We start from the raw sequence: 19,216 nt of genomic DNA, 5'->3' as shown, positions 1-19,216 counted from the left end.
AGTGGACAATTTGACAATCTTTAATACTAAAACTACTTGGCGTATAGTCATAATCTGTCCGCACGCAAGAAGAACGCAAGACACTTAATATATGGTTCAGAATCTCGAAAGAACACGCCAGAGTGCAAGGTTTCCAGAAACAGCACCGGCTGCAAATCCCGTATTTTTTAGAACCTATAGCCGCCGGACAAAGGCGGGACTAAGGGAAACATGGGATGAAGTATGCGATCGCACTCTACAAGGCTTAGTCGAGTTAGGAAAGCTAACTCCAGAAGAAGCTCTCATCTTGGATAAGATGCAGCGCAACTTGAAAGCTATGCCCAGTGGGCGCTGGCTATGGGTTGGTGGTACAGACTGGATAACCAAGCCCAAGAACTTTTCCGGGGCATATAATTGCACCTCTACCAATCTCGAAGACTGGAGTGCCTTCGGTTTAATGATGGATTTGGCAATGATGGGCTGTGGCACTGGAGCCGTCTTAGAACCACAATTTATTAACCAGTTGCCCCCCATCCGTAATCAACTGAATGTCACTGTTCAAGGTGAAATTGGCAGCACTCCTGTCCAACTGCGACGTGAATATACTGAAACTCATATAGAAGGCAATAACGTCACTATTCACGTTGGAGATAGCCGTGAAGGTTGGGTTGAATCATATCAAGCCTTATTAGAACTCTCTACTGATGAACAATTTTCATCAGCAGTTGAAGTATTAGTTGATATCAGCGATGTCCGAAAAGCAGGAGAAACTCTCAACGGCTTTGGAGGAGTTGCAAATCCGGTGAAATTGCCCGGACTGTATCAGCGTTGTGCATCTATTCTGAATAAAGCTAGAGGACGACAATTAAATTCAGTTGAATGCTGTCTGTTAATCGATCAAGCGGCAGTAACAATTGTTGCTGGAAATATACGTAGAAGCGCGGGGATGCGTCAGTTTGATTCTGGCGATAACCTAGCAGCCACCGCCAAAGATAATCTATGGCAGCAAGATGAAAATGGCAACTGGCGAATCGATCCAGAGCGTGATGCACTCAGGATGGCAAACCATACGAGAGTTTTCCACCGCAAGCCAACTTTAGAAGAATGTCTTGATGCCGTCCGCAAACAATATTATAGTGGCGAGGGAGCGATTCAATGGGCTGGTGAAGCCGTCGCGCGATCAAATATTGATTTGCTACCAACACAAGCTTTGAAAGTTGAGTTTTTACAAGCTTATGAACAAGGAACAGCAAAACAGTGGTTAGAAGAACGTTATTCAAATCTTGATGCTAATGAGTTAGAACATCGTTTAGCTCGCTACGGTTTAAATCCGTGTGGTGAGATAATTGGCGCTAACTTCCATTGTGTGAGTGGTGATACCTTGCTCATCACTAGAGATGGAATGCATAAAATCAAAGATGTTGTTGGAGATGAAATTGAGATTTGGAATGGTGAAAAATGGAGCCAAGTAACGCCATTTAAAACTGGTAGCGAACGCAAGCTGTATCGAGTCAAATTTGCAGATGGTACTTACTTGGATGCAACTGAATATCATCGCTTCTTTGTAAAAGATAGATTTGATAAAGAATACAAAGAAGTACAAACCAAGGATTTGATGGATGTTAGTAGATACGCCATTCATACTGAGCCTTTTATGATTCAGTATGAGAGTGGGTTAAATATCGATCCAAGTTATGCCTATACTTTGGGGATAGCTGTAGGAGATGGAACTACAGACCAAAATGGTAATGCCAAAGTTAGGCTCTATGAACAAAAAGCAGCTTTATCTGTAATCGGAAGTAAGTCTCCTGAAAGAAACTATGACTACTTACCAACTTTTATAGATGTAACAGACTTAGGTTTTTCTGGAGAATTTTTAAAGAGTTTAAAAACAAATCCAGAGTCACTGAATGTAATTGCTAGTTGGAATCGCCAAGCAATTTTGCATTTTATCGCTGGTTTAGCCGATATAGATGGCACAAATACACATAGCAATGGCATTAGGATTTACATTTCTGATTACGAACGTGCGTATCGAGTGCAGTTATTACTAACTAAATGCGGTATCCGTTCTTCTTTAAATCTCTGCGCTCATAAAGGGTCAATAACTAACTATGGTGTTCGCAGTCAAGATTTATACTACTTGCAAATTACTGACTGTGGACAAATTCCTTGCCAGCGGTTGGATGTAAGCAAAGGATGTGACGCCAAATACAAAGGTAAATGGCAAATAGTCAGAGGTGTAGAAGAATTACCAAGTTTGCACGATACTTATTGCTTCAATGAACCAGAACATCACAAAGGAGTATTTGGTAATACCCTAACAGGCAACTGCAATTTGTCAGAGGTTCACCTCAATCAAATCGATCCACGTAACTACAAAGAACAAGAGGAAGCTTTCACTGCTGGGGCCCTATCTGTAGCAGCACTTTTAAATCATAAATTCCTGGAACCACGCTATCAATACAGCCGTGAATTAGACCCGATTGTGGGAGTTTCTTTTACAGGTTTATTTGATTTCTTTGTCCATGCTTTTGGTGTTGATTGGCTGCGCTGGTGGGAAGCAGGTAGGCCTGCAACTCCACAAGGATTAGCTTTTAAGCGTGAGGAAGAGAAATACCTTAGTTCTTGGAGAGATATTGTACATCGAGTAGTTTGGGATTATTGCGATCGCCACAATCTCAAGCGTCCAAATCGTTGTACCACAGTGCAACCCAGTGGTACTAAAGCTTTATTAACTAATGCTAGTTCCGGCTGGCATCCCCCGAAAGCCCAAAGATTTATTCGCCGGATTACTTTCGGTAAAAATGACCCAGTAGCCTTAGCTTGTATTGACTATGGTTACAACGTTATTCCCTCTCAGTCAGACAAAGATGAACAGGGCAATTTGCTCAACGATCCCTTTGATCCACGGGTGAGTGAATGGCTAGTGGAAATCCCTGTTTCTGTAACTTGGGCTGATTTACTGGGAGCTGATGAAATTGATGTTTCTAAGTTTTCAGCCTTAGCCCAATTTGATTTTGTCCTTCAAGTTCAACGTTGGTATGTGACTCACAACACATCGGCTACTTTGGAACTCCGCTCTGATGAAATCGAGCCTTTGGGACAGCGCATTTACGAAACCATCCAGAATGATGAGGGATATATTTCAGCGGCTCTTTTAGCCCGTTTTGACGATTTGCAATCATTCCCGCGTTTGCCGTTTGAACCAATAGACAAATCCACCTACGATCGCTTAAATCAAGAGGTGAAAGCACGGCGGAAAACAGATGACTTCTGTGCAGTCTTAAGCCGCTACGATTTAGGCGAAATGTCAGAGGCCGGCCCTAGTGGTTGTGATTCTGATAAGTGTATGTTTCCCGATCAGCAACCAATGACTGGGGACTAGGGACAGAGGAAGAAGCAAGGGGGCAGGGGGCAGGGAGCAGGGAGTAAGAGAGAAGAGTTTTCCCCTCTGCCTCTTTTCAATGCCCCATGCCCAAACACGTTACGATCAATTAAGAAGTAATAATTTTTTACGGCAGTGCCAGGAGTCTCTTAATGTTCATTGATGAATTGTCACCTATATTCAGGGAATTTACTCAGCATCCAGTCTCATTTGTGGGTGGGTTCTTCTCTGGTGTACTTCGGCTCAATCTCGCAGACGATCCCGTTAAAGGCTGGCTAGATAAACAGATCCGCTCAAATAGTTACACCCGTACCACAACTGATGCCCATAATGGCAAAGCCAATGGCCCTCAGCAGATTTCCATTGACTAAAAACTCCAACCATACATAGTTGAATTTACTCAAAAACAGGGAGTCAGTGCTACCCTTGGCAGCACTGAACCCTACTTTCTCCAATGATTATTTTACTTTTTGGATGGGTCGTCAACTCAAAGTTAATAAAGCCAAGCCGCGAGAGGATAATCCCCGTGGTAGTTGGTCGAAAAAACAAGATTTTTAACGCTTATCTTTTGGCGTATTAGATACTAAAGTCAGGTACATAAGCAAGAAAACATGGAATCCCTAACCTCTCGTATGCAAGCGGTACAGTCACCGATTATTCCTGTGGTTGGGGAACTGATTAAAAATTCTCCGGGAACAATCTCTCTAGGACAAGGTGTAGTTTCTTACAACCCACCAGCGGAAGCCATAGAATTTTTAGCCAAATTCTTAGCCGAACCAGACAATAATTTATACAAATCAGTTGAGGGAATTCCCCCATTACTAACAGCGCTTGCAGGAAAATTGCAAGACTTCAACGGCATTGAAATCAACCAGGAAAACTGCATCGTCGTGACAGCAGGGAGCAATATGGGATTTATGAATGCCATTCTGGCGATCGCTAGCCCAGGCGATGAAATTATTCTGAATACGCCCTATTATTTCAATCACGAAATGGCGATCGCAATGGCTGGTTGTCATCCGGTGTTAGTGGCGACAGATGAAAATTACCAGCTGCGACAAGATGCGATCGCTCAAGCAATTACTCCCAAAACACGGGCTGTGGTGACGATTTCACCAAATAACCCGACTGGAGTTGTCTATTCAGAAGCAGCATTACGCCAAGTAAATCAAATTTGTGGCGATCGTAATATTTACCACATCAGCGATGAAGCTTATGAATACTTTACCTATAACGGAATAAAACACATTTCACCTGGCTCATTTGGTAATAATAGCGAGTACACCATTTCTCTCTATAGCCTTTCCAAAGCATACGGTTTTGCCAGTTGGCGCATTGGGTATATGGTGATTCCCAAACACTTGCTTGTCGCTGTTAAAAAAGTCCAGGATACAATTTTGATTTGTCCGCCAGTCATTTCTCAATATGCAGCTTTAGGGGCATTGCAGGCAAAAGAGGAGTATTTACAGAGTCATATAGGAGCTATTGCTCAAGTACGCAAATTAGTATTAGACTCCCTTAATCGCCTACAAGGCTTGTGTAGCATTATCCCCGCCGATGGTGCTTTCTATTTTTTCCTCAAAGTTCATACCCAAATGGATGCTTTTGAGTTAGTTAAAAGACTAATCCAGGAATATAAAGTAGCAGTTATTCCAGGTACAACCTTTGGCATAGATGACGGATGCTATCTACGCGTTGCTTATGGGGCGCTGCAAAAAGAGACGGCAAAAGAAGGAATAGAAAGATTAGTGCAAGGTTTGGAAACTATAGTTAGGAGTTAGAAGTCATCCATATTTCTGCCTTCTTCAAGGCTGTGTTAGCATACCTCGTCCGCAATTGCAAATATAAAATTAAACAGATGCCGATTATTAATAAGTTAATTGAAATTGAAACTGAGCCAAAAATTAATATTCATAATATCACCCCACAAATTCAAGATTTTATTGCCTCAACATCAATTATAAATGGACAAGTTTTAGTATTTTCTCAACACACAACAACAGCATTAGCTATCAACGAAAATGAAGTCAGATTATTAGAAGATGTCAAAGTGTTCTTGCAAAAACTAGCACCTGAATCAGCCAGCTATTTGCATAATGATTTGCATTTAAGAGATGTTCCAGAAAATGAGCCAATAAATGCTCACTCTCATTTAATCGCAATGATGCTGACCACGAGTGAGATAATTCCCATTATGGATGGTAAATTAGTATTAGGAACTTGGCAATCTGTTTTGTTTTTTGAGTTAGACGGCCCGCGTAAAAGAACGATATTTGTGCAAATTTCTGGCGAATAAATAATGCAACTTTACACCTGTAAGGATTCCAGAGAAACCCAAAACGAAGAGAATCACGAACATGACCAACAAAGGTATCAGTTGAATTTCCTCACAGCAATTAAAAATCTGAAATAATGTTTTCAAGCATAGCCTTCCCTTCCACAAAGCAGGACTTTTATTGTGTCAAAGGTAGACGCAATTATACCAATTTTGGATTTTAGATTTTGGATTTTAGATTAAACGTTTTTACCTAAAGTCTGTTCCAGTAATGTCCAACATCCTATCTATTTGAATTTGGTATTAGTTATGAAAAATAACGATAATTTTGTATTACGTAATACTTGGTACTATGCTTTGCCTAGCAATCAAATCAAGCCAGGTATGATGATCAGCCGCATTTTCTTGGGAGAACCAGTATTGCTAATTCGTAGTCAGGATGGCAAAGTCTCGGCGATGCGGGATATTTGCCCTCATCGTGGTGTGCCCTTGAGTTGCGGTAGATTCAATGGGCAGGAAGTGGAATGCTGTTACCACGGTTGGCGCTTTAACGAGGGTGGACGCTGCACTACAATACCATCTCTTGTAAAAGAACAACAGATGGATTTGAGTCGCTTCGACGTACAGTCTTATGCAGTTCGTGAAGCTCAAGGAAATATCTGGATATACATGGCCGATCCAGATAACCCTCAACCTGCTTCCGAGATAGAAATTCCGGTGATTCCTGGGTTTGATGAGCCGCCCCAGTTCGTAAAAGTCGTGAAATTTCCCTGTTTTATAGATCATGCAGTGGTAGGTTTGATGGACCCGGCTCATTCACCTTATGTTCATCGCGCTTGGTGGTGGCGAAATGAGCAATTACATGAAGAAGTAAAGCAGTTTGATGCTTCACCCTACGGCTTCACGATGCGACGACACCGATTACCAGCGAATGGGGGTCGATTATACTGGCTGATTGGCGGTGGTGTGCCAGAAACGGAAATTTCTTTTCGTTTACCTGGAGTCAGAATCGAAGAAACCACAATTGCCAATCATCGAGTCGTTAATATAACGGCTGTTACACCGATTTCAGACACAGAAACGGAGGTAACTTTTGCTCTTTACTGGACACTCCCTTGGGTAGGATTTTTCAAGCCACTAGTACATCTGCTAGCAGGGGCTTTTATCGACCAAGACCGAACAGTTGTGGAAAAGCAGCAGATTGGCCTCAAGTATAACCCCATACTGCGACTAATTAAAGACTCAGATGTGCAGGCCCAGTGGTACTACCAGTTGAAGCGGGAGTATGCTCGTTCTATTGCTGAAGGACGAGAATTTGTGAATCCTGTTAAGGGTCAAATACTACGCTGGCGTGCTTAAATTACTCCAAGGTAAATTCTGCAAATTCTCTTGGCCCAAACAGCATATTTCGGTCTACGGCTGACAAGATTTTATTATTGGCGCGTTGGCTATTTAAAGAACGGACAACTAACTGCGCGACATCTGCACGATTGATGCTACCAATAATGTGCGGATCTTCAGTCAAAACACCATTACCCGTTGCTGGTTCTGACTTTAGTCCACCAGGACGGATGATTGTATAGGTGAGTTTACTGGCGATTAAGTGTTGTTCAGCTTTGTCTTTCTCAACTAAAACTGTTCCCAGTGCTGCTAAAACTTGGGGTGACAAAGCAACAACACTATTGCCAGCACCAATGGAAGATATAAGAATAAACTTTTGCACTCCAGCTTTAACTGCTGCATCGATCAGATTTTTATTACCAGGGTAATCTGCTCTTTCTCCATCTGTCGGTAAACCACCAATTGTACTGATAACGGTGTGAATAGGTTCATCTTTGAGGATTGCGCCTTCTACATCCTCAATATTCAAGGCATCTCCCACAACTACTTGAATACCTGTTTTCTCTAGTTCGTCTGCAACTGCTGCTGTTCTCACGAGTGCTTTAACCTTTAGCTGTTGCGCCCTGAGATATTGGGCAATTTCTCGACCAACACCGCGACTTGCTCCAGCTAGAAAAATATAAGATTCACTTGTCATAATAAACTTAACTACTTACGCTCAAAGGATTTTATCAGAGGATTGGCAGCACTTAATAGTTGCTCAAGCAACTGAGATGCTTCTGATTGGTGACGAACGTGAGTGTCAATTACTGCTTGGAATGTACGTATGACTGAGGTAGTAGCATTTCTATAATTTACACTATAGCGATCGCTGTTGTTCGCAATTACTCTATCACAAGTTCCTCCCATCAGTAGAAGTGGTAGGAAGTCGGGTAAGGATAAGATAGTCGCTGCCACGTACCACAATGATAACGTTGCCATACTGTGTAAACCATAACCAAAAAATGCTGCAACTTGTCCGCAAATTTTTCTATTGGCGAGGTACAGATGCTCCTAACAATTCCAATCTAGCGATCGCAAATAACTGAGTAACTATAATTACATAAATACTAGGATGGCAATTATACTTAACCCAATAGTAGGAGGTATTGTAATAGGTAATTGTGTCAATCTAGCAAATAAGTTTTCAATGGATTTACCTATGGCTAAAAAATCTCAACCCAATCTAGAGCAATATCATGATGTCAGATTATCTGCTACTACCAGAATTTGGGTAATTACAGTAGCAATTCTCGGAGTTTGCGTCCCACTGTCAGCCATTACTAGAAGCGGTGCTATTCTTCCTTTAGTTGCTATTGGTGGTGCAGCTGTTGGTACTGTTGCTGTTTGGCGTTCTGATGAGCAAAAATCAAAAACTAACTATTTGCAACAGCAGCAAATAGAACTGCTAGAGGAGAGATTAGCGAATTTAGAAACAATTGTTAGCAGTGATGACTTGAACTTGCAAATGAAAATTAAACAAATCGAAGCAAGGGATACTTTTGGCAACTCCTCTGATGTCAGTACTACACCCAGACAACCAAAACGTAAAAGTTAAAATAATTCGTCATACTCGCCATTGGCGTAGCGTCTCGTAGAGAAGGCGAGAAGTAAACTACGTAATTCCAATACCGCAAGAGTTTCATTGATTTTCAATGGGTGGTTTAAGCTGTTGCGCTTACAAATTGCATCACAAGGATGATTAGGCAAAACCTGTAAATTCTCTCCCTTGCTCCCTGCACTCTGCTCCCTTGCCACCTCAATGTGCAAACTATAATCACAACAGCTTACTTCCGCCATGCTGTACTAGGTTATTTTTGTGTAAGTATTTGTTGACTTAACGTATCTGCAATCTTGGAAATCCGTCTCCAATTAAACTTTCTTTTACAGCTAGAAGTGTTTCTAGGAAAACAGTATCTCTTTGTCCATGTCCGTTAGAATTGACTGACATCATCTAAATTCTATACACTTCAACTGCATCAATTCATGAAACGTCTAAGTGCTGTTTATCTATCTCTTCCCCGGAAACATCTGCCAATGGCTGTGTTTTATTAGACTGCTAACATTACTGAATTTTTAATTAACTAGGTTATAAACTTGAGTAATTGCATTGGTATAGCTTACCGTAGGTATGCAACAGTTTGCCGCAGGAATGCAGATGGATTGGATTAGCTTACTCAAAGCTCAACAAACAGACTTTCTTCAACGTGTCAAAAAACCTAAAACTTACGACTTATCTTTGCTAGAAAGTCAAGTTAAAGGTTGTCACACTGAAGTTATTGCCTTTTGGGGTGAGCCATTGGCTAGACTCCAAGAACTTTCTCGCCAACAAGCAGAAGTTCTCGCCAAAAACCCGCCGCCAACGCCACCTGAATATCCTGAGCCTCCTGACTGGACGATACCTTTCCCGAAATACTTCCAACAACAAGCCCAAGATTATCTTTTACGCGAGCATATTGTTGACCGAGTAATAACTGAACGGTTGGGCAAATTGGTAAAAAAGGTGTCACAAGATACCTTACAAAATATTATTTTAGATGATGAAGGAAATTTGGGTGGCGAAAGTAAATTTCCTTATGTACTTAAAGATCATCCTCAGCTAAGTGTTCAAGTTTACGTTGCTGATGGAGAAAGTTTTAATGGTATTAAGAAAGACAAAATTAGGTGGTCGATTACTCAAGAAGATTTGAAAAATCACCAAGTATTAATTTTTCTATGTTTGTTTTATCCATCTACAGGTAATTTAGGTTACGAGAGGCAAAGCATAATAACAGGCTTTTTACCGACAAATCAACTTGAATTTGCTGAACCAAAACTGTATGTAACTCCAAGTAACTTGTTGTATGCAGGGGGATTGAGTTGGTACTTAGAATCACTTACTGGCAAAAAAAATGCGTCGCCAGTAATTAATGAGAGAGCGATCGCAGATACAATACAGACTTTACCATCAGAGCATTACCTCAAGGATATAGTCGGTGACTGGGAATGCTGGCAGACTTTGCAAGGACACACCAGAGGAATTAATTGCCTAGCTTTCAGTTCCGGGTGTAACAATGGCAAAGCTTTACCCATTTTGGCAAGTGGTAGTCGTGGCGAGACGAAACTCTGGGATTTAAGTAAGGGTGAATTAATAGAGACATTATCAGAGTATCCTTGGGTACTATCTGGGCTGGTGGATGAAGTAAATTCCCTAGCTTTTAGTTCAGATGGACAGACTTTAGTGAGTTGCGGTGCAGATTCCACAATTAAGCTTTGGCACGTAGGTGCTTTAGACTTGATAGATATTTTGCATAAACACAATGGGGTAGTGCGGTGTGCTGCCTTTACCCCCGATGGCAGAATGCTAGCGACAGGCGGAGATGACAGAAAAATTCTATTTTGGGATTTGATGCAACGTCAGGTAGCGATCGCACTTTCTTTAGATGATACAGCTGCTCATTCCCTGGTTTTAAGTCGAGATGGGGAAACTCTGGTGACGGGTAGTTACCGCAAAATCAAAGTTTGGCGCACCTTACCGCAGACAGGAATCAAAAGTTTAAAAGATGCACAACCGCTACATACCCTCATGGGTCATGCTCATATCGTTCGTTCCTTAGCAATCAGTGCAGATGGTAAACTACTTGTCAGTGGTAGCTGGGATCAAACAATTAAAATTTGGCAATTGGAGACTGGAGAATTACTTCATACTCTTAAAGGACATAGAGATAGAGTATATGCGATCGCTTTAAGTCCCGATGGACAAATTATCGCCAGCGGTAGTGCTGATAAAACCATCAAATTGTGGCATCTCCAAACCGGAGAATTGCTGAGTACATTTACAGGTCATGGGAATATAGTCACAGCCTTAGCCTTCACAGCATCCGGTGAGATGTTGGTTAGTGGGAGTTTAGATAAGACAATTAAAATTTGGCAACGGAGTTAATAGTAATTCGTGTTGAAGAGGCATGAGGCATTCCCGATGAAACGAATTTCAAAAGCCTTGGATGAAAGAATAACTGAAGGCTAGGGATTGGGGACTAGTATGTTTACTCAGCACTCAGTATGGTAAATCCTTTCAGCAGCTACTCCGGCCTGCGAAAGAATTTGAGTAATTTTATATATCATGGATTGTCAACTTCTGTAGTCAAATTGACAACATATTAACAAAAAGTAGCATATACTAAGTGTTATTAGCCTCCCATAAAAAATCCGGGAGAATTTTTAAGTGCAAGGAGGTAAATCCTATGCAAGAGGTGTGGACATCAACGGAATTAGAATATGCTTTTTTGTTTACCCTAAGAAAAGTAAATTCGATCAATCCAGAAGGTTTCAAGCCATTTTTTAATAATATGCCTATTGACCCTTATATCAAAGGCGATTATCGTTCCAGAAGATTATCTCGGTTCACAGTCTTTGGAAATCAGTTAATCAAGTTAGCTCATGGCTACCTTTATCAAAGTAAAGAATATAATCCATTAGTAGGTGACATAAAAAGAGAGTTTGCAGAATTAGACGATGCACTCATAGAACTTGATATTTTTAGAAATCTTGTCTTGGCATTTAGTGATTCTTGTAAACTTCATCCAGAAGCAGAAATCGGAGTTCATCAAATTAGAACTATTTGTTCGGCAGATAATTTGGGTAATCCTGCACCTGAAGGTATCCATCAAGATGGTACTGATTTTATTGGTATATTTTCAGTAGATAGAGATAATATTCAAGGTGGAGAAACAGATCTATATACTGCCAAAAGAGAAAAGCCTGTGTTTAGCAAAGTTCTAAATCCAGGAGAACTCTTATTAGTCAACGATCATGATTTTTTCCATTTTACTACTCCGATAAAACCACAGATTGATGCTCAAGGAAGTAGGGATGTTTTTGTACTGACTTCTCCTAGCTTACTTTCGGAATAACTTTAGCAACCTGGAAATATTCTATAATCTACGAGATATGGGTAATTGAATCTATTCAATTACCCTATTTTTTGTTTTTAATTGGAAATAATCATGATGATATTTATTTATCTAAATCATGGCTAAATTTGCCATATTAAGTAATTTTTTATCGTTATATAAGTAGTTAGATAGAATTAATTACATAACGTCATTGCGAATGGAGCAGAGCGAAGTAAAGCAATCGCAAAGGCTTGGGATTGCAACTCTTAGAAACGCTCCGCGAACACTTCTTACCCTACGGGAACGCCAAAGGCAACGCAATGACTGTAAATATTTTTGTCCAGCTACTTAGTACTCCTATTTGATTTTTAAAAAACTCCGTAGAACTCGAAAATCCTGATTCCCTACTCCCTTATTTACTTTATTTCATCAAAAATCCGAAATTCAGCAAAGCCACGCTGGATACTTAGAATATTAAGTGTGAGCGCATAAGTTAGACTACAAAACAAGCCTACTGGAATTCAACTAAGTGAATCAACCAAATAAATACCATGAATGACGAATTCTACAATAGAGGATTGGAAAAGGCTAGGCGAAAAGACTACGCTGGAGCAATTGAAGAGTTTAACCATGCTTTACAACTGACACCTTACTTCATAGAAGCTTACTTACAACGGGGTTTGGCACATTATGACTCAGGAGCAATCCTGAAGGCTGTTTCAGATTATACCGAAGCCTTGAAGCTGAATCCTGAGAGTGTAGAGGCATATTATTGTCGGGGATTAGCAAGAGTGGCGCTGAAAAATTTGCCGGGGGCGCTGGAGGATGTAGAACGCGCTATTCGTCTCAATCTCAATTATGCTGCTGCTTATAATCTGCGGGGGATGGTGCGGCGCAAACAGGGTTATATTCAAGATGCGATCGCTAACTTTAAAAAAGCTGCACAACTATATTTAGAGCAACAAGACAAAGAGAATTGTCGTCGGTGTCTGGAACAAATTAAACAGCTACAACCCCCAGAAAAACTAGCCATTGAGCAATCACATTCTATAAGTGCGCCAATCTTATCCACCAATGATTATTTCACGCAACTATTAGAAAAGGCTGAAAAAGGAGATACCCAAGAGGCACTCGCCGATTTAAACTGGGTATTAAAAGCCGATCCGCAAGATGCCCAAGCTTACTGCTGTCGTGGGGTTGTGCGTTGTAAAATGGGTAATTATCGAGAAGCGATCGCAGATTTTAATCAAGCATTGCGACTAGACTTTCAAGATGCCATTGTCTATCGTAACCGAGGTAAAGCACGTTCTATATTGGGAGATCATCAAGGAGCGATCGCAGACCTTAACCAAGCACTCCAAATACAGCCTGAAGATGCCTTAGTCTATATTGCTAGAGGTAATGCCTATCGAACAACAGGCAATTATCTTGGTGCAATTCAAGATTACACCCAAGCACTGCAAATCAATTCCGATGATGCTCAAGCTTACTACAATCGCGGCATTGCCTATACTTGCTTAGAAGAAATACAAAAAGCCGTGGAAGATTATCAACGGGCGGCCAGTATCTTTTGTGAACAAGAAGACTGGGGAAATTATCAACAAGTCTTAAGTAGCCTAGAAAAAATCCAGAAATTTAGTCCAGAGTCGAAAAAGCAAAAGTATAACCTGTTACGTCAGCGAATTTTGCGGATGGTTGGAGGATACTGGGAAATAGCCGAACGATTGATTCAGCAAAAGCAGAATTACCATCCTGGGATGTCAGATGAGTGGTATTTGCAAAAAGTGATTGATGATTTAGAACGCGATCGCGGTAGATAAAATATAAATACTACTACAAACGTAAATTCACCCGTATAAGTGTACGGGTGAAAATGCAATCAATCACTTGTCGTTTTCCAATGAAACTAAATGCACACTATATTAAGCACATTTTAAAGCTTAGTTAGAAGTACAAGTTTGACGGCGGCGGCGCAATCCAAACATACCAACTGCTCCCACCGCAAACATTGACAGAGTAACAGATGGTTCAGGAACGCTAGCACCAATTAACGCTTTAACATTTGCCTCGCCGATATCAAGAACAACGACAACATCGTTAAAGTCACGGTCAGAACCTTCGTTCCACTTACCAGTTTTAGAATCTACCCCAGAAGCGTGTAAATCTCCATATAAATCCTCGAACGCCAGGAGGATGTAGTTATTGTAAGCATAGGCAACTGCGTGCTGTAATCCATCAGCATTAGAGGCAGTGTTAGTACCATAGATATTGGCATAAGTACCACGGCTCAAACCATCAGCTCTCAACCAGAAGTCGAGTTGAGTACCTGCGGTAATATTACCAATATTGACCCCATCACCCAGCTTTAGTGCATTACCGCCCCAGTCACCAACACACCCGGCTCCTTCACAAGAAATATCATTAAAAAGTAGCCCAGACTTGTTAGTAGTTCCTGCGGCATCGAAGGCTAGCTGGTTTCTAAAAGAAGCGCCTTCATTGATAAAGTAAACAGAAACATCGTGGTCGTATTTTAGGTTTAATTTACTGGGGTCTAATTTAAATTGTCCGCTATTTGGCAAGGCAGCGCTTTCTGCTTGGACAAATTGTTGAAAAGGAGCGTCGTTAAAACCAGTTTGAGACTTACTATATACTGTTGATTGAGTCCAAGAACTATCCCAACTAAAATCAGCAGCAGATGCAGTTTCTACTTTAGAAATTAATCCAGTCAAGGTAGCTGTAGCGGCAATTAAAGCAGTGATAAAAATCGTTTTCATGTCAGGAGTTATTAAGTAGGGAAAATAGTTTAGACAGTATTTTTTATCAATATGTCTGTGTTACTTGTTAATTTCTAACAGCTATCCTTTATCAAAGTCAATCTTTAATTGGGCTTTTGTTTGTATATTCAAATAGCTCTTTATTTAATGTATTTCTACTTAGGAATATCCAATTAACTTAATTTCTGTCACGACCGTTCAGCATTTCAACTGAAAATTATGATGATATATTTATGGGTGATTTATACTTTTATTAAAATAAGATTGTATATCTTTATATTTAAAGTCCAAAATCTCAACCCAAAATCTCAAACTGTATAAGTTCCGTTGAGGATACTCGACAATTTTGAAATCCTCTCAAAGGTTGTTTTTTGAGCCACCATTACTTCCTACTCTAAATTGTGCAAGAAAAAATATGCATAAAGGTAGATGAAAAATCACTCAAAAGGTAGCCTAAAATACACAAGAATATAAATGATTAACCCGTAAGAAATACTACAGATTTTGATTCATTCAAAAAACCACCGCAGTTATTGGTATGCCCAAATTCTGGCTATGATTGCGACTTTAATTTCCTTTCAGGCGCTAATGGGCTATGCCTACAAAGTGAAAGTTCTTTATGGACTTGCCCCTCATACAACATCAATGGCCTTACATACGGCGGGGTTGTTTGCGATCGCAACCACCAGAACTAGGAGGAAATATTCCCGCCGCAGCGTTGACAGCTGATGCTAAAGCAGAAGATCGGATGCGAGCTATACAAGAAGGTTATCAGGTACATTTACCTAAACCGATTGAAGCCGCTGAGTTAGCAACTGTAGTTGCTAGCCTTGTCGGAAGGACTTAGAAAAAATGTGCGGTGGATTCGTCAAACCACTTGAAAACTAAAGCTAAAACTTGCCCAATTATTCACATCTAAGATATATGAGTCGGTTGCTGTGCCGTTCATCTCCGTTTTATGCAAGTCTTGGAGCAAGACTTGTGCAATGTCTAAGGAATTCAACAATGGGGCAATCGGCCGTTGTTCAGCTGAGGAATATTTAGCAGCGTTCAAAGCGGCGATAGTTGCCGTAAAGGGAGTAGTACTAAAAATCAGTTGTTGTTCGCAAAAGAAAGCTGGGCCTGAAATCACCCATTCGGAAGCAGCATTAGTTTGGGGTAAGGTAAGGGTTTCACCTGGGGCGATGACGACTTCTTTTAGGAGGGGCTTGGTGTCCTCGGTGTTTGGTTCTTGCGGAATTTCCCAAGAGTAGAGGGCGATCGCTGTATGATTATTATTTAATCCCAGCACAATTAAATATACTGGGCGATCGCTCTGGTTTTCCACTCGATATTGCATTCGACTACCGATAGGGACAATCAGTGTGGGGAGAGACGCGATTAATGGCGTCTGTACTGATTTTTTAATCGGAGTTTCAGTTTTAAAAGCTCGGACTGTTTCGCGCTGCATAACAACGCGAGGCGATATATTATTAATTATTTCTAAGGTTGCTTTGAGAGCCAAGCGAGAAGAACCTTGATTTTCTGTGAGTCGCCACAACTTAGCTGCTAGCAAGGTTGATAATTTTGGGGCTAATCTTTGCGCTGCTAATTTTACTGCTTCTCCTACTTCCCCCGTGGTATTGGGAATTAGCTCGCCACCGAGAGAAAATAGACCATAACGACTAGGAATTTCCTGTAGTTTACCAAATACGTAATCAGCGGGTTTTTCTTCCACTACTACGGTGGAGATATGGGGAAATGCAGCGAAGGCACTTGTAGCGTCTACCCGCTCAATTCTTTCCAATCCAGTATCTAGAGCTATGGTTAAATTAATATTTCGGGGTAAAACCCGGACTGCTTCTTGGATGAGTTGCCCGATTTGTAGAGAATTTGCACCTTCGGTTTGGGAAATTTGGGCTTTTGCTGTTAATCCAGTCCGCGATCGCAATACTAATTCTTCTGTTGTTGTTGCTAGGGTAAATCGAGAATTCACCCCGTAGTATAGCAGCACTTGTGGCAGTAATCCTGCTAACCACAGATGGACTGTTTTGCCATCCTCTTCAATAGCTGTCACCGCGCCTTCTGCACCAATCATGCTGTCTGGCAAACCTAACCCCCCAGCCCCCTTCCCTTGAGGGGGAGAATTCAAAGCCTCTCTCTTCTGAGGAGAGAGGTTTTCCAGATTCGCTGGTTGCTGTTTGCTACCCAATTTGGATAGAGAATTTTCTACATGGGAAAGGGAGACTTGAATTGTGTTGGCTGGGGTGAATTCCCACAAATACTGCGTCAAGGCGTAGGTAAATAACCCAGCACTAAAACCAGCAAAGAGTCCTTCCCTCGCCGGCTGCTTTGGTTCTGAGGTAGCTGCCAAAACAAGCGGAGTGTTGGGTAATTTCTGAGTTTTAAGTTGTTGGAGAAAGTCAATTTCTTCTACTGCTAGCTTTACATCTACTGATTCCTGAAGGGCGCGAATTTTTAATCCTAAGACTGTGTTAGGAGCATAATAGCTAGTATCTAATACTGCTGTGACCTGTTCTGTGGGGAGCGATCGCAATAATAGCAGTAAAGTTTCTTCTAATATATAGTTGACTATTTTTTCATTTTGTGTACTTTGAATAAAATTAGCTGACACCAGAGCATTTTGCCTTATATCGGGCGATGTTTCCAATTTTACACGACTGCCATAACCGCTAAAGTGAAAGACGACTACATCACTGGGTTTAGCTTGCTTATCCAGATGATCCAAAAAAGCCGCCTCAATGAATTCTCTACTAGCTTGTTCCTCAGTTAAAGTTAGGATATCTGACCTTTGGAAACCAAAGCGATGAATCAAAAGTTCTCTTTGTAATTCGACATCCGTCAGACAACCACTGAGGGCTGGAATTTTTGGGTATTGGTTAATACCTATCAACAATGCCAATTTGCGCGGACTGGGTTGTGCCAAAGCCTGATAATAGCGATTTCCCAAAGACAACCACTCAGCTTCAGTCATCCCCAATACCGCGAGTATTGAGCCAATTCTCTGTAAAAACGTGCGCCGTTCCATAGTTAGCTATCAGCCCTCAGCTATCAGTTAGCAGCTTACAGGGCTGAACTCTGTATTGTAAAGTTACAAAAATGTGGGGAGTAGGGAGTTAGGAGTTAGGAGTTAGAAAACCAATATTTACTCTTGACTGTTTACTCATGCCTAATGCCCAATGCCTTAAGCTGGCACTTCTATCCGCATTGCCCGCGCCAACTCTGCCGCCACCTCTGGACGAGAAAATTCTGGCGGAGGTAATTCGCCGCGCCGCAGCATTTCCCTGACTTTTGTCCCTGATAGGTGAATGCGTTCTTCTGGACGGCTGGGACTGGTTTTAGATGTTGCCATCTGCTTAGTACGCATACAGTAGAAAGCGTGTTCAAATTTCATTGGCACAATGCCTAATTCACTTGGCGCAAATTCATCAAAGATATACTGTGCGTCGTAAGTGCCGTAATAGTCACCCACACCAGCATGATCCCGTCCGACGATAAAGTGAGTACAGCCGTAGTTTTTGCGGACTAAAGCATGGAATATGGCTTCACGAGGCCCAGCGTAGCGCATTGCGGCAGGATTAATTGCCAAAGTTACCCGGTCTAAGGGGTAGTAATGTTCCAGCAAAATTTCATAGCAACGCATCCGCACGTCAGCAGCAATATCATCCTCTTTTGTCGCCCCAACTAATGGGTGCAAAAATAGACCATCAACGATTTCTAAAGCGCACTTTTGAATATATTCATGGGCGCGGTGGATGGGGTTGCGAGTTTGAAAGCCGACGATGGTTTTCCAACCCTTGTCTTTAAATAGTTGCCGTGAGGCAGCTGGATCGATTTGGTAAGTGGGAAACTGGGGATGAGGTTCGCGTTGCAACAGCCAGATATCACCCGCCAGATGTACAGTACCTTGGTTATAGAGTACCTGTACGCCGGGATGATTGACATCATCAGTGCGGTAGACTTTGATTGCTTCGCGGGTTTTGTCGTAGTTATATTTTTGCGTCAGTTCCAAAACTCCAATAAATTCGCCTCTGGAGTTATCCAGACGGATTAAGCTGCCTTCTTGTAACGGGGAAGCTACTTCTTCGCTTACCGATAGTGTAATCGGGATTGACCACACAAGACCGTTAGCTAATCGCATTTCTGTCACAGTGCGATCGTAGTCTTCTTGGTTCATAAAACCCGTCAGCGGACTAAAAGCACCGATCGCAATCATTTCTACATCCGAAACGGCGCGATCGTCAAGTTGCACTCGTGGCAAAAAGTCAGCTTTTGAGAGAAACTCTGCCCTTTGTTCTGGTGTGGCGATACGGTTAACCAACTGTCCACCGTGCGGGGCTATGGCATCTGGATTGTGACTCAACGTAATCCCCTCTTTGCTTTTACTGTTATTGTTTCAGATTATGTACTAACTTATCAAATGCTGGTACGTAGAGAAAAAGAGTTTAAGGAATGGAAGAAAATTTTGCAACTAGTTGTAAGCGATCTGATTAGGTTACGCTAAAGTTAATCCCGGCTCAAGTTTCAGAATAGTTCCTTTATAAGG

15 protein-coding genes and 2 pseudogenes are annotated in these 19,216 nt (G+C 41.5%); 11 read left to right on the top strand and 6 right to left on the bottom strand.

What is annotated here, in order from left to right; genetic code table 11:
* The first annotated feature begins 91 nt into the window (after positions 1-91).
* The 6 genes and pseudogenes from nrdJ to HWQ39_RS09485 all read left to right on the top strand — a co-directional run bounded on the left by nrdJ (position 92) and on the right by HWQ39_RS09485 (position 7,001).
* A complete protein-coding gene (gene nrdJ, locus HWQ39_RS09510; RefSeq protein ID WP_292843654.1) occupies positions 92-3,367 on the top strand; it encodes a ribonucleoside-triphosphate reductase, adenosylcobalamin-dependent in 3,276 nt (1,091 codons plus the stop codon).
* Positions 3,368-3,519: 152 nt separating this feature from the next.
* The gene (locus tag HWQ39_RS09505; RefSeq protein WP_179068568.1) at positions 3,520-3,738 is read left to right on the top strand and encodes a hypothetical protein; all 219 of its coding nucleotides are present in this window, start codon (positions 3,520-3,522) and stop codon (positions 3,736-3,738) included.
* A gap of 100 nt (positions 3,739-3,838) precedes the next feature.
* Positions 3,839-3,925: pseudogene (locus HWQ39_RS09500) on the top strand (RNA-binding protein); the annotation flags it as partial.
* A 53-nt stretch (positions 3,926-3,978) separates the two neighbouring features.
* Complete coding sequence (locus HWQ39_RS09495) at positions 3,979-5,148, top strand: pyridoxal phosphate-dependent aminotransferase (protein WP_292843653.1); 1,170 nt, start codon at positions 3,979-3,981, stop codon at positions 5,146-5,148.
* 77 nt (positions 5,149-5,225) lie between these two features.
* Positions 5,226-5,663: a secondary thiamine-phosphate synthase enzyme YjbQ gene (locus tag HWQ39_RS09490; RefSeq protein ID WP_292843652.1), complete on the top strand. Its 438-nt coding sequence runs from the start codon at positions 5,226-5,228 to the stop codon at positions 5,661-5,663.
* Between the two features lie 288 nt (positions 5,664-5,951).
* Positions 5,952-7,001, top strand: coding sequence for an aromatic ring-hydroxylating dioxygenase subunit alpha (locus tag HWQ39_RS09485; protein WP_292843651.1), 1,050 nt, complete (start codon positions 5,952-5,954; stop codon positions 6,999-7,001).
* A gap of 1 nt (position 7,002) precedes the next feature.
* Here HWQ39_RS09485 and HWQ39_RS09480 read toward each other — a convergent pair whose 3' ends face one another.
* On the bottom strand, positions 7,003-7,680 hold the full coding sequence (locus HWQ39_RS09480; RefSeq protein WP_292843649.1) for an SDR family oxidoreductase: 678 nt from the start codon (positions 7,678-7,680) through the stop codon (positions 7,003-7,005).
* An 11-nt stretch (positions 7,681-7,691) separates the two neighbouring features.
* A complete protein-coding gene (locus HWQ39_RS09475; RefSeq protein ID WP_292843648.1) occupies positions 7,692-7,964 on the bottom strand; it encodes a hypothetical protein in 273 nt (90 codons plus the stop codon).
* A gap of 220 nt (positions 7,965-8,184) precedes the next feature.
* Between HWQ39_RS09475 and HWQ39_RS09470 the strand changes: the two genes are divergently transcribed.
* Positions 8,185-8,580, top strand: a complete 396-nt coding sequence (locus HWQ39_RS09470) for a hypothetical protein (protein WP_292843647.1) — start codon at positions 8,185-8,187, stop codon at positions 8,578-8,580.
* On the opposite strand, the gene HWQ39_RS09465 is transcribed toward HWQ39_RS09470, so the two are convergent.
* Positions 8,577-8,822, bottom strand: coding sequence for a hypothetical protein (locus tag HWQ39_RS09465; protein WP_292843646.1), 246 nt, complete (start codon positions 8,820-8,822; stop codon positions 8,577-8,579). The two genes, HWQ39_RS09470 and HWQ39_RS09465, sit on opposite strands and share 4 nt — an antisense overlap.
* Before the next feature lie 331 nt (positions 8,823-9,153).
* On the opposite strand from HWQ39_RS09465, the gene HWQ39_RS09460 reads away from it, so the two are divergent.
* The 3 genes from HWQ39_RS09460 (at position 9,154) to HWQ39_RS09450 (ending at position 13,716) form a co-directional block, all read left to right on the top strand.
* Positions 9,154-10,944: a WD40 repeat domain-containing protein gene (locus tag HWQ39_RS09460; protein ID WP_292843644.1), complete on the top strand. Its 1,791-nt coding sequence runs from the start codon at positions 9,154-9,156 to the stop codon at positions 10,942-10,944.
* A 301-nt stretch (positions 10,945-11,245) separates the two neighbouring features.
* Complete coding sequence (locus tag HWQ39_RS09455) at positions 11,246-11,914, top strand: 2OG-Fe dioxygenase family protein (protein ID WP_292843642.1); 669 nt, start codon at positions 11,246-11,248, stop codon at positions 11,912-11,914.
* Positions 11,915-12,447: 533 nt separating this feature from the next.
* Positions 12,448-13,716, top strand: coding sequence for a tetratricopeptide repeat protein (locus HWQ39_RS09450; RefSeq protein WP_292843640.1), 1,269 nt, complete (start codon positions 12,448-12,450; stop codon positions 13,714-13,716).
* 120 nt (positions 13,717-13,836) lie between these two features.
* On the opposite strand, the gene HWQ39_RS09445 is transcribed toward HWQ39_RS09450, so the two are convergent.
* Positions 13,837-14,670: a DUF4114 domain-containing protein gene (locus HWQ39_RS09445; protein ID WP_292843638.1), complete on the bottom strand. Its 834-nt coding sequence runs from the start codon at positions 14,668-14,670 to the stop codon at positions 13,837-13,839.
* Between the two features lie 655 nt (positions 14,671-15,325).
* Between HWQ39_RS09445 and HWQ39_RS09440 the strand changes: the two are divergent.
* Positions 15,326-15,517 (top strand): annotated as a pseudogene (locus tag HWQ39_RS09440) (hypothetical protein); the annotation flags it as partial.
* A 21-nt stretch (positions 15,518-15,538) separates the two neighbouring features.
* Here HWQ39_RS09440 and HWQ39_RS09435 read toward each other — a convergent pair.
* Together HWQ39_RS09435 and sat are read right to left on the bottom strand one after the other, a co-directional pair.
* The gene (locus tag HWQ39_RS09435; RefSeq protein ID WP_292843636.1) at positions 15,539-17,698 is read right to left on the bottom strand and encodes a caspase family protein; all 2,160 of its coding nucleotides are present in this window, start codon (positions 17,696-17,698) and stop codon (positions 15,539-15,541) included.
* 156 nt (positions 17,699-17,854) lie between these two features.
* Positions 17,855-19,033, bottom strand: a complete 1,179-nt coding sequence (gene sat / locus HWQ39_RS09430) for a sulfate adenylyltransferase (RefSeq protein WP_292843634.1) — start codon at positions 19,031-19,033, stop codon at positions 17,855-17,857.
* Positions 19,034-19,216: the final 183 nt, after the last annotated feature.

This window comes from Nostoc sp. NMS8, assembly GCF_017115045.1.
Lineage (GTDB): Bacteria > Cyanobacteriota > Cyanobacteriia > Cyanobacteriales > Nostocaceae > Nostoc.
The sequence above is the reverse complement of the archived record's forward strand: the minus strand, read 5'-3'. Positions and strand labels throughout refer to the sequence as shown.